The sequence below is a fragment of the Streptomyces globisporus genome (assembly GCF_003501885.1).
Lineage (GTDB): Bacteria > Actinomycetota > Actinomycetes > Streptomycetales > Streptomycetaceae > Streptomyces > Streptomyces globisporus_D.
The window spans coordinates 16,743-30,053 of record NZ_QWFA01000030.1; the positions used below are offsets into that span (position 1 = coordinate 16,743).

The 13,311-nt window shown below is 70.4% G+C and carries 12 protein-coding genes and 2 pseudogenes; 3 read left to right on the forward strand and 11 right to left on the reverse strand.

All coding sequences use genetic code 11. The features are described 5' to 3' along the window. Positions 1–37 precede the first annotated feature (37 nt). A complete protein-coding gene (locus D3105_RS07610; RefSeq protein ID WP_206272680.1) occupies positions 38–259 on the forward strand; it encodes a hypothetical protein in 222 nt (73 codons plus the stop codon). On the opposite strand, the gene D3105_RS07615 is transcribed toward D3105_RS07610, so the two are convergent. From D3105_RS07615 to D3105_RS35230, 4 genes and pseudogenes are all read right to left on the reverse strand, one after another. Beyond that, positions 238–564 (reverse strand): DUF6980 family protein, encoded by a 327-nt coding sequence (locus D3105_RS07615; RefSeq protein WP_118901275.1) that lies wholly within the window; start codon positions 562–564, stop codon positions 238–240. The genes D3105_RS07610 and D3105_RS07615 overlap by 22 nt on opposite strands. Positions 565–704: 140 nt before the next feature. Beyond that, entirely contained in the window at positions 705–1,238 is a 534-nt protein-coding gene (locus D3105_RS07620) for a GNAT family N-acetyltransferase (RefSeq protein WP_118901278.1), read from the reverse strand. A 95-nt stretch (positions 1,239–1,333) separates the two neighbouring features. Next, positions 1,334–1,548 (reverse strand): annotated as a pseudogene (locus D3105_RS35225) (DUF397 domain-containing protein); the annotation flags it as partial. 69 nt (positions 1,549–1,617) lie between these two features. Next, a pseudogene (locus D3105_RS35230) lies at positions 1,618–1,713 on the reverse strand (Scr1 family TA system antitoxin-like transcriptional regulator); the annotation flags it as partial. Positions 1,714–1,877: 164 nt separating this feature from the next. Here D3105_RS35230 and D3105_RS07635 point away from each other — a divergent pair. Next, a complete protein-coding gene (locus D3105_RS07635) occupies positions 1,878–3,158 on the forward strand; it encodes a low temperature requirement protein A (RefSeq protein ID WP_118901286.1) in 1,281 nt (426 codons plus the stop codon). Between the two features lie 7 nt (positions 3,159–3,165). Here D3105_RS07635 and D3105_RS07640 read toward each other — a convergent pair whose 3' ends face one another. The 5 genes from D3105_RS07640 to D3105_RS07660 all read right to left on the reverse strand — a co-directional run bounded on the left by D3105_RS07640 (position 3,166) and on the right by D3105_RS07660 (position 9,323). Beyond that, a complete protein-coding gene (locus D3105_RS07640; protein ID WP_118901290.1) occupies positions 3,166–4,632 on the reverse strand; it encodes a glucoamylase family protein in 1,467 nt (488 codons plus the stop codon). Between the two features lie 265 nt (positions 4,633–4,897). After that, on the reverse strand, positions 4,898–6,124 hold the full coding sequence (locus tag D3105_RS07645) for a glycoside hydrolase family 1 protein (protein WP_118901294.1): 1,227 nt from the start codon (positions 6,122–6,124) through the stop codon (positions 4,898–4,900). A gap of 102 nt (positions 6,125–6,226) precedes the next feature. Next, positions 6,227–7,105 carry a carbohydrate ABC transporter permease gene (locus D3105_RS07650; protein WP_118901297.1) on the reverse strand — a complete coding sequence of 293 codons (879 nt, stop codon included), beginning with the start codon at positions 7,103–7,105 and terminating at the stop codon, positions 6,227–6,229. After that, positions 7,102–8,076: a carbohydrate ABC transporter permease gene (locus tag D3105_RS07655; protein ID WP_118901300.1), complete on the reverse strand. Its 975-nt coding sequence runs from the start codon at positions 8,074–8,076 to the stop codon at positions 7,102–7,104. Before D3105_RS07655 ends, D3105_RS07650 begins: the two co-directional genes overlap by 4 nt. A gap of 2 nt (positions 8,077–8,078) precedes the next feature. Then, positions 8,079–9,323 carry a sugar ABC transporter substrate-binding protein gene (locus tag D3105_RS07660; RefSeq protein ID WP_118901303.1) on the reverse strand — a complete coding sequence of 415 codons (1,245 nt, stop codon included), beginning with the start codon at positions 9,321–9,323 and terminating at the stop codon, positions 8,079–8,081. Between the two features lie 273 nt (positions 9,324–9,596). Between D3105_RS07660 and D3105_RS07665 the strand changes: the two genes are divergently transcribed. Continuing rightward, entirely contained in the window at positions 9,597–10,610 is a 1,014-nt protein-coding gene (locus tag D3105_RS07665) for an acetylxylan esterase (protein ID WP_118901306.1), read from the forward strand. A 66-nt stretch (positions 10,611–10,676) separates the two neighbouring features. Here the strand turns inward: D3105_RS07665 and D3105_RS07670 are convergent, their stop codons facing one another. Both D3105_RS07670 and D3105_RS07675 read right to left on the reverse strand, forming a co-directional pair. After that, positions 10,677–11,870, reverse strand: coding sequence for a PP2C family protein-serine/threonine phosphatase (locus D3105_RS07670; protein WP_118901309.1), 1,194 nt, complete (start codon positions 11,868–11,870; stop codon positions 10,677–10,679). Between the two features lie 105 nt (positions 11,871–11,975). Then, positions 11,976–13,046, reverse strand: a complete 1,071-nt coding sequence (locus D3105_RS07675; RefSeq protein ID WP_118901312.1) for a LacI family DNA-binding transcriptional regulator — start codon at positions 13,044–13,046, stop codon at positions 11,976–11,978. Positions 13,047–13,311 lie beyond the last annotated feature (265 nt).

Consider the following 13,311-nt stretch of genomic DNA (forward strand, 5'->3'; position numbering starts at 1 on the left):
GACATCACCATCGGGGTCGACCTCCTCCAACGGCGAGGTGAAGACGCTCCCGTTCGCGGCGGGATTCGTGATATCGATCGGCACGGGTTATGTGTGCGGGGAGTTCTTCGGCTTTCCGTGGTGGCTGCGCCTGATCACTGTCGTTCTCATCGTCATGGCCCTGGAAGGCGCGAACCAGGCCGTGGGTCGCGCCCGCGCCAGAAAAAGGGCGCTGAGGGAACCCGGTTCAGAAGCAGATCAACGGTCGTCCCGTTCCTGACGCGGCGGAGCAAGCCAGCCCTCGTCCTGGAACTCGGCCGGGATCGGGTCTTCCCATGGATCGATCCCGCGACGCTCCAGTTCATCGAACCAGCGATCCCGCTGGGACTCGGGGAGGCGCTGTCCGCACCACGGGCAGAAGTCGATCCCGAGGGTCGATGCGCCGCCGTCATGGATGACCAACCCGTACTCCTGGAACCTGGCGCTGAAGCGAATCTGCGCGTCCGGGCAGGTGGAGGGGGTGTCGTGCCGGTCGCAGTGCCAGTTCACCCGGGTCGTCATCACCTCGCAGCAGTGGTCGGTCATCGCCTCGGTTCCTCGTCGGTCAGCAGGACGACGGAAGTAGATCACGATCCGGGGCGACCGTCGGCTCGCCGGGTGGTCGGCTCCGGTCCGAGCGGTAGCTGACGGACGGGCGGACCGGTCCTGATGCCGTGCTCCGCAGGTCAGTGATGCAGGTCTGTGGCATCCGTCGCCGGGTGGCCGAGCGTCCGCTGCATCAGCAGGGTGTCGATCCAGCGGTCGTGCTTGAAGCCGACGGCGGCCAGCCTGCCCGCGTCGGTGAAGCCGTAACGGCGGTGCAGGGCGACGGATGTGTCAGTGCCGGTGTCGGCGATGACGGCGATCATCTGGCGTACGTGAGTCCCGGTGCAGGCGGTCAGCAGGGCTTCCAGCAGCGCTCCGCCCAGACCTCGTCCCGTGCGGCCGGGGGCGAGGTAGATCGAGTTCTCCACGGTGTGCCGGTAGGCGGGCTTGGGGCGCCAAGGGCCTGCGTAGGCATAGCCGACGACCTCGCCGGACAGTTCGGCGACCAGGAACGGCAGGCTACGAGCGGCGAGGTCGTCGAGGCGCTGGTGCCAGGCGGCCACCGGCGGAGGGTTCTCCTCGAAGGTGATCACGGTGTGGCGGACGTAGTACGTGTAGATCTCGGCGACGGCGTCCAGGTCGGCCGGGACCGCCGGGCGGATCACCGGCTTCATGACTGTCACGCCGGGAGTGTAGGCCGCAGGCTCACCCGGACGGCGGGACGCCCCACCATGCGGGCACGGTGGGGCGCAGCCGGAGCGGTGGCGGCGGTGGTGTCGAAGCCGCCTGCCTTGACGCCCGCCACGAAGGAGGTGAACGCGTCGGCGGCGACGGCCAGGGCCGGGCCGCCCGGGTTCTTCGCGTCGCGTACGGGGGCGATGCCGGTGGCGGACGCGGTACGCGGGGCCCCTCGACGCACGAACCGCCGTTGTCGCTGCAGGAGGACTTGACCCACTGCGGGGTCGTGGTTTCGGTCGGGTTCACCAGCCGGTTGAAGGGCCGCTGCTCACCGACGCTGAACGGGGCGATCTGCAGCATGGTGTGGGACTGCGTGGTGGAGTCGACCAGGTGCTGCAACTGGCCTTTTATCACGGCAGGGCTGCCGATCGGCCGGCGGATGCAGCTCTCGTCCGGCACCGCGATCAGCATCGGCGGCACGGTACGTAACGCCACCGATCCGACGCTCGCGGCGGTGGCCGCCGGACTCGCGGGGGAGTACCCGCACGTTGATCCGCGTGACGGCGTGTGATTCACCGCCGTGACGGCCCCGCCTGGGAATGATGGCACGCATGTCAGAACACCCGGAAAGCAACATGAGCGACAAAAGCAGCAGGCCCCATCTATCCGGCCGGTCGCGGCGCCGGCTCATCCCGATGACCGGCCGTGACCCCGACGAGGACGGGCGGGCCTCCTCACCGCTGGAGCTGCTGTTCGACCTGACCTTCGTCGTCGCGGTCGGTACGGCGTCGTCGCAGTTCGCCGAGATGCTGGCCGAGGGGCACCTGGCGCACGCGGTAACCGCGTTCGTCATGGCGATGTTCGCGATCAGCGTCGCCTGGATCAGTTTCAGCTGGTTCGCCTCGGCCTTCGCCACCGACGACTGGCTCTACCGGGTCCTGACGATGGTCCAGATGATCGGAGTCGTCGTCTTCTCGCTGGGCCTCCCGGCCATGTTCCACTCCGTCGACGAGGGCGGCCATCTCGAACTGCGCGCCACGGTCGCGGGGTACGTCGTGATGCGGGTCGCGATGGTGTTCCAGTGGGCGCGTGCCGCCCGGGAGGCCCCCGAGTTCCGGGGCGTCTGCCTGGCCAACATCCGCTGGACGGTGATCGCCCAGGCCGGGTGGGTCGTCCTGGCCTTCGTCGGACTGCCGCTCTACGTCGTGTTCACGGCGTTCGTCGTCCTCGGCGCGCTGGAACTGGCCCTGCCGGTCTTCGCCCAGGGAGCGGCGGGCGGCACGCCGTGGCACCCGCACCACATGGCCGAGCGGTACGGCCTGTTTGCGATCATCGTGCTCGGGGAGAGCGTGGTCGGTACCGTCGCCTCATCGGGCGAACTGCTGGGCGGGGCCGACGGAACGGCCTGGACCGGGAACGCGATCGCGGTCGTGGTCGCGGGGGTCGGTCTGACGTTCGGCATGTGGTGGGTCTACTTCGCGACCCCGTTCGGCGAGATCCTGGAGCGCCGCCGCAACCGGGGCTACCTCTTCGGCTACGGCCACATCCCCCTGTTCATCGGTGTCGCCGGAGCCGGTGCCGGGCTGCACGTCGCGGGCCTCTACCTGGAACACCATACGAAGGTTTCCGAGACGACGGTCGTCCTCGCCCTGGCCCTCCCGGTGGCCCTCTACCTTCTGGTGGTCTACCTGCTGCACACCCTGCTGCTCTCGGCGGCGGACCGCTTCCACCTGCTCCTGATCGGCCTGACCCTGGCGGTCCTGCTGGCAGCGTGCCTGCTGGCCGTGACGGCAGCGCCGCTGGCCGTGTGCCTGGTTGTCGTGATGCTCGCGCCCTTCGTGACCGTGCTCGGCTACGAGACGATCGGGCGCGAGCACCAGCGGCGCATGCTGGAGGGGGCCGGGGTTCGGGGGTGAAGCCCCCTCAGATCGAGAACCGCTCCCGCTCCAGCAGCGGCCGCACCCGGGACCGGAAACCCCCGGTACGGAAAGGGCGTTGCAGCAGGCCCGGGCGCAGCTCCTGGGCCAGTGCGGCGACGATCATCCCCTGGTCCAGCGCGAGCATGAAGTCGCTGACCCGGCCCGTGGACACGTTCACCGAGTCGCGGAAGCCGAGGCCGTCCTCGTACGCACCGAAGTCCCTTTCCAGGGAGCGCAGGTTGGCCACCGCCTCCCGGCCGGCGTACGGCAGGGCCAGGAACGAGGCGTGCGGGGTGACGACACCTTTGGTGAACGCCGAGGGAGGCGGCAGCGGTTCGCCGTCCGTGGTGTGCGTGCGGTCCGTGTTGGAGGCGTAACCGTCCACCTGCATGCCGAGCGCGTCCACCCCGTACTCCTGGTAGCCGTCCTCGGGGACGTTGGAGGGGGAGAAGCCCCAGTAGCCGTACTGCGCCTCCCGCAGGCCGTGGTCGATCTGGCCGCGTACGTAACGCTGGTGGGTCACGCCCCACGCGCGCGGCGACCACTCCGGCTCCGGCACGAACAGCGGCGCCATCAGCGCCTCGAACATCGAGCCGCCCCAGGTGGGGACCACCTTCCGGCCGCGGTGTGTGTAGTGGCCGTTCCACACGCGTACGCCGTCGACCGTGACGTGACCACCGCCGGGCTTCTGCTCCTGCTCGTGCTCCGGGAGCATCGTGCGCAGCAGGTGCCAGTAGTGGTCGCCGGGGAGCGAACCGTCCGCGATGCCCAGGTAACTCGCCATGCGCGGCTCGGTGTTGAGCGCGCCGTAGTGGTGCGGGGTCGGCTCGTCCGTGTCCGTCCAGACGCCGCCCCGGAGCTGGCCGGGGCCCGCCACCGGGTCGGCCGGGTCGTACGGCGTGTAGAAGTACGACCAGTTGGCCGTGGCCAGGATGCGGTCGATGCGCGGGCGCAGCGCCGGGGCCGCGTCGGCGGCGATCCGCAGGCCCGTCACCAGCCACGCGTTGTCCACCGAGGAGAGGAACGGGCGTACCGGGGCGCCCGTGCCGGGCCACTCCGTCAGCACCGAACCGTCGTGCGCGTCATACCAGTTGAGCCAGAAGCCATGGTGGCGTTCCAGCTTCTCCACCGCCGTGACCGTACGGGTCAGGGACCGGAGCATCGCTCCCTCGCCGATCACGCCCAGGCCCGCGGCGGCCACCGTCGACCACAGGCCGCAGCCGATGTTCGTCGGTGATGTCTGGGGGGATTGGGCGGGGGCCCCGGGACCGCTGAGGTCGATCTTGTCGGTGACCAGGCCGAAGCCGGTCGTCATCGCCTCGATCGAGCGGTACGTGTCGCGGAACCAGGTCCGCAGGAGACGCGCGTGGGCGGGGGCTGCGGCGGATGCGGTTGCGGGGGCTGTCACGGCTCCGAGCGAGAGGGCCGCGGCCCCGGTCCCTGCGGCGGTGAGAAACGTGCGACGGTCCATCGGTCCGGCTCCTGGTGGCAGAAGGGGGAGAGGGGAACAGTGCTCGTGCGGGCGGCTCGGGAGCCGGCGGTCGTCAGGGTCCGCCGGCTCCCGGGCCGGAGGGAGCCGTCAGGTGGCTCCCCGTGTGAGGGGCGTCCCCCGGGTGTCGGGCGACGCCGGGATTAGCCGGCGTCCCCCAGGTGTCGGGCGACGCCGGGATTTGCGCGTCCCCGGTGTCGGGAGACGCTGGTATCACGGCGCCCCCGAGGATCGGGAGATGCCGGAATCACGCTGCCGTGCGTGGCAGTTCGCGCGTGCGGCCCAGCGATCCCAGCCACTTCGCCGAGTCGCGCGGGGTGCGCTCGAAGGTCTCCCAGTCGATCGCGATCAGGCCGAACGTGGCCCTGTACGTGCCCCACTCGTAGTTGTCGAGCGCGCTCCACGCCAGGTAGCCCCGGATGTCGAGGCCGTCCTCCAGCGCCGAGGCGACCTCGCTCAGAGCGCCCGTGTAGTAGTCGACGCGGCGGCTGTCGTCGGCGGTCGCGATGCCGTTCTCCGTGACGATCAGCGGCACGTCCCCGACCACCTCGGCCGTGTGGCGCAGCGCCTCGCCGACCGCGCCCGGGTAGTACTCCCACGTCGTCAGCGTCCGCTCGACGTCGTCGGCCGCCGGGATCGGTCCGTCGGGGCCGATCCGCGTACGGGTGTAGGACTGCACGCCGATCCAGTCGTCCCCGCGCGCCGCCTCGATGAAGACGTCCTCGCGCGGGTGGCGGTAGGCGGCGGTGACGTCCTCCGCGCCGGGGAGGGCCTGGTAGACCTGGTTGGCGATGGTCCAGCCGACCTGGATGCCCGCGTCCAGGGCCCGGACCTCCTTCACCGCCGCGTGGTGGGCGGCGATGACGGCCGCGGTCGTCTCGTCGTCGGGGGTGGGCAGGCCGGCGGGCGGGAAGCTGTTGTCGCCGCGCTTGGCCTGGCCCGCCATCACGGCGATCATGTTCGGCTCGTTGATCGTGCAGACGTGGGAGACCCCCTCGGAGATCACCGGGGCGCACGCCGCCACGTACCGGGCGAACAGCTCCACCGCCCCCTCGGCCGTCCAGCCGCCGCGCGCCTCGAACCACTGCGGGACCGTGAAGTGGTGCAGGGTCACCATCGGGCGCAGGCCGCGTTCGATCGCGCCCTCCACCATCCGCCGGTAGTGGGCGAGCTGGGCGCGCGAGAAGCGGCCCTCGACCGGCTCGATGCGGGCCCACTCGATGGAGAACCGGTAGTCGGTGAAACCGAGGGAGGCCAGCAGGTCCATGTCCTCGGGCCAGCGGTGGTAGCTGTCGCAGGCGTCCAGGCTCGGCTCCGCGATGTGGGTGCCGACGGCGTGCTCCTTGACCCACCAGTCGCAGTCGGTGTTGTTGCCCTCGATCTGGTGGGCGGCCGTGGACGCGCCCCAGAGGAAGCCCTCGGGGAACGGTACAAAAGCCGTCGTCGGCCGGTTCGGGGCAGGGGTGTTCGTCATCGCGACATGTCTTTCTGGTGGTGGTGTGGGGTGTGCCCGCGCCGGGGTGCCTCAGGGGGTGTGGCGCGGTCTCTGTTACGTGAAGTGCCTCGGCGCGGGCCGCTACTTCATGCCCGCCGTGGCGATGCCCTGAGTGAAGTGCCGTTGCAGCGCGATGAAGACGACCAGCACCGGCAGCACGATCAGGAAGGCCCCGGCCATCAGCATCCCGTTGGAGCCGCCGGCCTTGTTGGGGTCGGTGGCGAAGGTCGCCAGGGCGACCGGGAGGGTGTACTTGTCGGGGTCGTTGGTCGCGATCAGCGGCCAGACGAAGTTGTTCCAGGAACCCAGGAACGTGAAGATCGACAGCGTCGCGAGCGCGGGCTTCACCAGCGGCATCACGATCCGCCAGAAGATGTACCACTCGCTCGCGCCGTCCATCCGGGCCGCTTCCAGCAGCTCGTCCGGGATCGACTGCATGAACTGGCGCATCAGGAAGACCCCGAAGGCCCCGGCGGCGAACGGCAGCACCAGACCCGCGTAACTGTCGATCAGCTGGAGCTTGCTCATCAGCACGAACAGCGGCAGCAGCATCAGGTTGCCGGGCACCATCAGCGCACCGAGCACCAGGCCGAAGATCTTGTTGCGGCCGGCGAACTTCAGCTTCGCCAGGGCGTAGCCGAGCATCGAGCAGAAGACCAGGTTCGAGACGGTCACCAGGACCGCCACGATCACCGAGTTCATGAAGTACAGCGGCAGGTCCAGCTTGTCGAGCAGCTGCCGGAAGTTGGTCAGCGTCCACTCGGTGGGGATCCACACCGGCGGGCTCGCCGACAGCTCGCTCTGGGTCTTGAAGGCGGAGATCCCCATCCAGAGGAAGGGCGCCGACATGACCAGCAGGCCGAGCGAGAGCAGGACGTAGACCAGGGGGCGGGTGATGCTCCGCTTCGGACGGGACCCCTTGTCCAGGTTCTCGACAGGGGCGCTGCTGGTGGCGCTCATTTCGTGTTGTCCTTCAGCAGTCGGAGCTGGAGCACCGTGATGCCCATGATCACCACGAACAGGACGTACGCCATGGCGCTCGCGTAGCCCATGTGGAAGAAGTTGAACCCTTCGCGGTACATGTTCAGCGAGACCGTGAGGGTCGAGTCGGACGGGCCGCCCTGCGTCATCACGAACGGCTCCTCGAACACGTTGAGGTAGCCGATCGTCGTGATCACCGTGGCGTACAGCACCGTCGGGCGCAGCAGCGGGATCGTGATGGACCGGAACTCGTGCCAGACGCTCGCACCGTCGAGCTTCGCCGCCTCCCGCACCTCGGTGGGGATCGCCTGGAGGCCCGCGATGAACAGCACCATCACCGTGCCGACGTTCCGCCAGACGGCCATGACGATCAGCGACGGCATCGCCAGCGTCTCGGAGCCGAGGAAGTCCGGTGCGGTCCGGCCCACTTCGGAGAAGAGGCCGGCGATCAGCCCGTCGCTCGGATCGAGCACGAACCGCCAGACGACCGCCACCGCGACGATGGTCGTGACCACCGGGGCGTAGAAACCGACCCGGAAGAAGGTCCGTGCCCGGTCGATGCCGTTGTTCAGCAGGACGGCGACGACCAGCCCGATCCCGATCGTCAGCGGCACGCCGACGACCACGAAGTACCCCGTGTTGAAGAGGGACTTGAGGAACTTCTCGTCGCCGAACAGCTCGACGTAGTTCTCGAATCCGATGAACTCCGCCTCCCACGGGCGCGTCACATTGCGCAGCCCGAAGTCGGTGAAGCTCATCGCCAGCGTGGCGAGGATCGGGAACGCCATGAAGACGGCGAACAGCACGAGGAACGGGGTGGAGAACAGCCAGCCCGCCGCGTTCTGCATGCCCAGCGTCCGCTTGCTGCGGTCGCCGCCCGGGGCAGGGGCGGCGGATGCTCCAGCCCCCGCCTTCACGGGCCCTGCAGCCTTCTCGGTCGTGGTGGTCATGGCTACTGCTTCACGAGGTCTTCGATCTCGGACTGCGCAGTCTTCAGCGCGTCCTCGGCGGAAGCCTTGCCCTGCGTCACCTTGGCGATGGCCTGGTCCACCTTGTCGGTGATCTCGGTCCAGTTGGCCAGGGGCGGCGAGGACTTGGCGGTGTCCATCTGCAGCTTGAAGGTCTGGAGGTCGGCGTCGTCGGCGAGGACGCCGGACTCCCAAGCGGAGGTGTTGGCGGGCAGGTCCTTCGTCCGCTCGTACCAGTCGGACTGGCCCTTCGTGTCGGTCAGGTACTGGATGAACTCGGTGGCCGCCGCCTTGTGTTCGCTGTCCTTGGAGACGACGAGCGAGGAACCGCCGGCCATCGAGGTCGAGGAGGCGTCCGCCGGGACGGGGGCGATGGCCCACTTCTCCTTGATCTGCGGCTGGCCCTCGTTCAGCAGCGTCACGTGCCAGGGGCCGCCGAAGAACATCGGGACCCGGCCGTTGCCGAAGTCCTTCACCACGTCGTAGCCGGGCTGGACGGACTTGTTGGCGAGGCCCTTGTCGAAGTAACTGCCGTACTCCTTCAACGCCTTGACCGCCGCCGGGCTGTCGATGACCGCGTCGCCCTTGTCGTTGACGATCTCGCCGCCCGCCGAGTACAGGAAGGAGTAGAAGTTCTGCACGGTGTCCAGGCCGCTGGGCTGGATGGACAGCCCCCACTTCGTACCGGCCTTCTTCTGGTACGCGCCCGCCAGGTCCTGGAGCTCCTTCCAGTTCGCCGGGGCCTTGCTCACGCCCGCCTTCTCGGCGAGGTCCGTGCGGTAGTAGAGGACACGGGTGTCGACGTACCACGGCACGCCGTACGCCGTGCCGTCCACCTCGCCCTGCTCCCAGCCCGCCGGGAAGAAGTCCTTCTTCTCGAAGACCTTGGTGTCCACCGGCTCCAGCACGCCGAGTTCGGCGAACTCGCCCATGTAGCTGCCACCCATCTGCGCCACGTCGGGCAGGGTGCCCGCCGCCGCTGCCGAGACGAGCTTCTGGTGGGCGACGTCCCAGCCGATCGGGGTCACCTTCACCGTGATGTTCGGGTTGGCCTTCTCGTAGACCTCGGCCACGTCCGCGAGCTTCTCGCCCTCGGCCCCCATGGCCCACACGGTGAGCGTCTGCTTCTCGTCGGCCGCGACGTCGCCGCCGGAGGAGCCGCAGGCGGAGAGGGTCACGGCGAGGGCGAGCGCCATGCCGACAGGAGCTGTTCTGGCGATGCGGGACATGGGAGGGCTCCTCCTTGAGCATTCCGGATGCTGCGCGATGCGCTATGTATGCGCTGCCTGTAAGCGCATACATCACTCTGCTCCAGACGTTCGGGAATCCGCAAGAGGGTGGTGGGTCACACTCGTGCAACGCGCTCGGCGTCTTGTCGCCCGACTTCCGACGTCCTGTCGTTGAACCGTAAACGCGGCGTTTGGGGAACAACAGGCGATGTGACCGATTCGTCGCCCCGGGGGCGGACGTCCCGCCGGTGAGTCGGCGTCTACCCTCGCCGCATGGCCTCATCCGTCGCGCTCTCCCACGACTTCCCGTTCGACCCGGCCTACGGGTACGACGCGCCGGACGCGCTGCTGGAGATCTCCGCCCCGCCCGCCCCCGGCGACTTCGACGCGTTCTGGCGCGGCCGGTACGCGCGAGCCCGTGCGGTGGACCCGGCGCCGGTCCTCGGCCCGGTGGAGGAGGAGCGCGACGGCGTCCGCGTGCACGGGGTCGCCTTCACCTCCGTGGGCGGCGTCCGGCTCGGGGGCTGGCTCGCGCTGCCCGCCGAAGGTCCGGTGCGGTACGGATTCGTCGTCGGGCACGGGTACGGCGGCCGCCACGAGCCCGGCCGGGACCTGCCGGCGCCGCTGCCCGGGGCCGCCGTGATCCTGCCGTGCGTCCGGGGCATGGGGGAGCGGAGCCGGGTGGCCGGCATTCCGGACGTGGCCGACGCGCACGTCCTGCACGGCATCGGCTCCCGCACGTCGTACGTCATCGGGGACTGCGTGGCCGACCTGTGGTGCGCCGCCTCCGCCCTCACCGCGCTGGTGCCGGAGCTGGCGGCGGCCGGGCAGCCGGGCGGGCCCCGCCTCGGCTACCTCGGCGAGAGCTTCGGCGGCGGGCTCGGGGCCCTCGCGCTGCCCTGGGACGACCGCTTCGGCGCGGCCCAGCTCACCGTCCCCACCTTCGGCAACCACCCGCTGCGGCTGACCCTGCCCTGTGCGGGCAGCGGCGAGGCGGTCCGGGCGCACCACCGCGAACACCCCGAGGTCGCGGAGGTCCTGCGCTCCTTCGACGCGGCGACGGCGGCGACCCGGCTGACGCTGCCCACGCTGGTCGCGGCCGCGCTGTTCGACCCGTCGGTGCCGCCGCCGGGGCAGTTCGCCGTACACAACGCGCTGGCCGGGGAGCGTGAGCTCCAGGTGCTGACGGCGGGGCACTTCGCGTACCGGGGGATGGTGGCCGAGGCGGCGGAGCTGGACGCGCGGCGGACGCGGTTCTTCGGGGAGCGGCTGGCCCCGGCCGCCTGAGGGCCGGGGCCTGAGAGGTCGGCCGCCGGCCCGGCCCGGGCCCGGTCGGCCGGGCCGGCCGCGGGCTCAGGCCTCCGGGGTGTGGGGCCCGCTCCGGGGGCCGCGCCAGTCCAGGCACAGGACGGTGGCGTCGTCCTTCGGCGGGTGGCCGCCGTAGGCGTCGGCGACAGCGGTGACGATCGTGCGCACGACCTCACGCGGGTGCTCGGCGGCGGTGCGGAGCAGCGTCCCGGGCAGGTCGACCGAGGCCGCTTCGCGTTCCTGCACACCGTCGGTGAACAGCACGAGTCGGTCGCCGGGGCGCAGGTCGAGATCCTGCACCTGGTACGGCCCCTGGGAGGGGAAACCGAAGGGCATGTCGACCTGCGGGGTGATCACCTCGACCGAGCCGTCGCGCAGCCGGAGCGGCCCCGGGTGGCCGGCGTTGACGAGCTGGGCACGGCTCCCGTCCAGGGCGACGCGGAGCAACTGCCCGGTGGCGAAGGTGGCGTTCCCGTGGTCGAGCAGGGCCTGATGCATCTGGCGGGCCTGGTCGGCGAGATCCGCTCCGGCGCGGCGGGCACCGCGCGAGGCGTTCACCACGAGGGTGGCGATCAGCGAGGCGTTGACGTCGTGGCCCATGGCGTCGGTGACCGACAGATGGAGGTCGCTGTTGTCGAGGCTGTAGTCGTAGGTGTCCCCGGCGATGTCGGCGGCCGGGACCAGAGCCCCGGCGAGGGCGAACTCGGCCGCGTCGCAGGAAGGGGCGGAGGGCAGGAGCTGGCGCTGGATCTCCGCCGCCAGGCTGACCGGCGTGGTGCGGTTGCCCCAGTGGTAGAGGTCGGTGAAGCGGCGGTCGGTGACGATGATGTACGCCAGCGCGTGCGCGGCGTCCTCGACCTGTGCCAACACCTCCTCGGTGACGGCGTCCAGGAACAGTTCCAGTACGCCGATGGCGTCACCGCGGTTGGTCACCGGGGCGAGGACGCGCTGGCCCTGCCCGTTCTGGTTCACCTGCACCAGCTTCTGGGAACGCAGCACCTTGTCGTAGATGCCGCTGCCCGCCAGCGGAACCCTCTCGGTCCGGCCCTCGTGAGAGGCGCCGTCCGTGTCGTTGACCCGCAGCAGACGGCTGCCGACCAGGTCCACGAAGAGGAACGACACGTACCGCGCGCCGAACCTGGTGCGCAGATCGCGCGCCACGACATCAAGCGAATGCACCGGCGCGGCAGCCCTCGCGGCCGTCAGTACTGCGGCCAGTCCCGTTCTCTCGCTCACCACAGCCTCCTCGGGTAGGAGGTGCTTGTGCCCTCCCAGCCCCGAATCAGCGCCCTGTGTGAAAAACGCTGCTTATATGTGCGGACAAAAGCACCCGCAATGCCCGCGTCAGCCGCAGCCGCAGCTCGCGCGGCGGGTCACCGAGACCGGCAGCTCCAGCGAGACCGGGGCGCGGCCCGGGTCGGCCAGGCGCTGGACCAGCAGCTCCACCGCCTGCTCGCCCAGGTGCCGGATCGGCTGCCGGACGGTCGTCAGGGGCGGGCGGACGATCCGGCTGAGCGGAATCCCGTCGAACCCGGTCACGGCGATGTCGTCGGGCACCCGCACTCCGCGCCGCTCCAGCGCCTGGAGGGCCCCGACCGCCATCTGGTCGTTGGCGAACAGCATCGCCTCCGGCCGCTCCACCCCCGTACCCTCCGACCGGTCGAGCAGGGCGTTTGCCGCCAGCGCACCATCGGCCTGCATCATCATCCCGGCGCGCACCTCCGGCCGGGAGGGCACCGGAAGGCCCGCGTCCCGGCAGGCCTCCTGGAATCCCCGGAACCGGGCCTCGACGTCCGGCGAGTACTCCTCGCCGCCGATGAACGCCAGCCGGCGCAGCCCGTGGTCCTCGATCAGATGGCGGGTCAGCTCGCGCTCGCCCTCGGCGTTGGCCACCACGATGTGGTCCAGATGGTCGATCTCGCGCGGTCCGGAGAGCATCACCACGGGCAGCCGGCGCGATATCACTTCCAGGTCCTCGATCGGCACCGTCTGCGCGAGCACGGCGAAGCCGTCCACCCGGCCCGCCACCTTCGCCACCAGGCTCTCCGGCCCGCCGTCCAGCGAGGCGGCGATCAACAGGGCGTAGCCGTGCCGCCGGGCCGCCCGCTCCATACCCCGGATGACCTGGTCGGAGTAGAGCATGACGGCCTGGTCGTCGTCCGCGTCGCTCGCGGCGGCGGCGGTCTCGGCGTCCTGGTCCGCGAAATCGGGGAAGCACAGCCCGAGCACGCCCGTGGTCCGGCTGGCCAGGCCCCGGGCGCTGCCGCTCGGTACGTACCCCAGCTCGCGGGCCGCCTCCATGACCTTCTCGCGGGTCCGGGCGCGTACGGAATCGGGGTTCCGATAGACCCGGGAGACCGTGGCAATGGAGACGCCCGACCGCTCGGCGACGTCGTACACCGTGGGGGCGCTCACTGGACCCACCGTCCGTCCGCTTCTTCTTCCGCAGCCCCGCGTCCGGCGGTGCGGGTGCTGGTACCGGCCCGGCTGTCCGCGCGCCGGGCGAGGCGATCACGAGACTCGTGAAAGCGCATTCACCCTAGATCCTGGGGCGCGCGAGGGGCAAGGTCATCCGGGTCGCGCGGGCTGCCCCTCCGGTGACGTACGAGCTGCCCCCGGGTGACGGGCGGCCGTGCGCGGGGAGCCCGTCGGCCGGGTCGGGCGGAACGTTCCTCCGGGT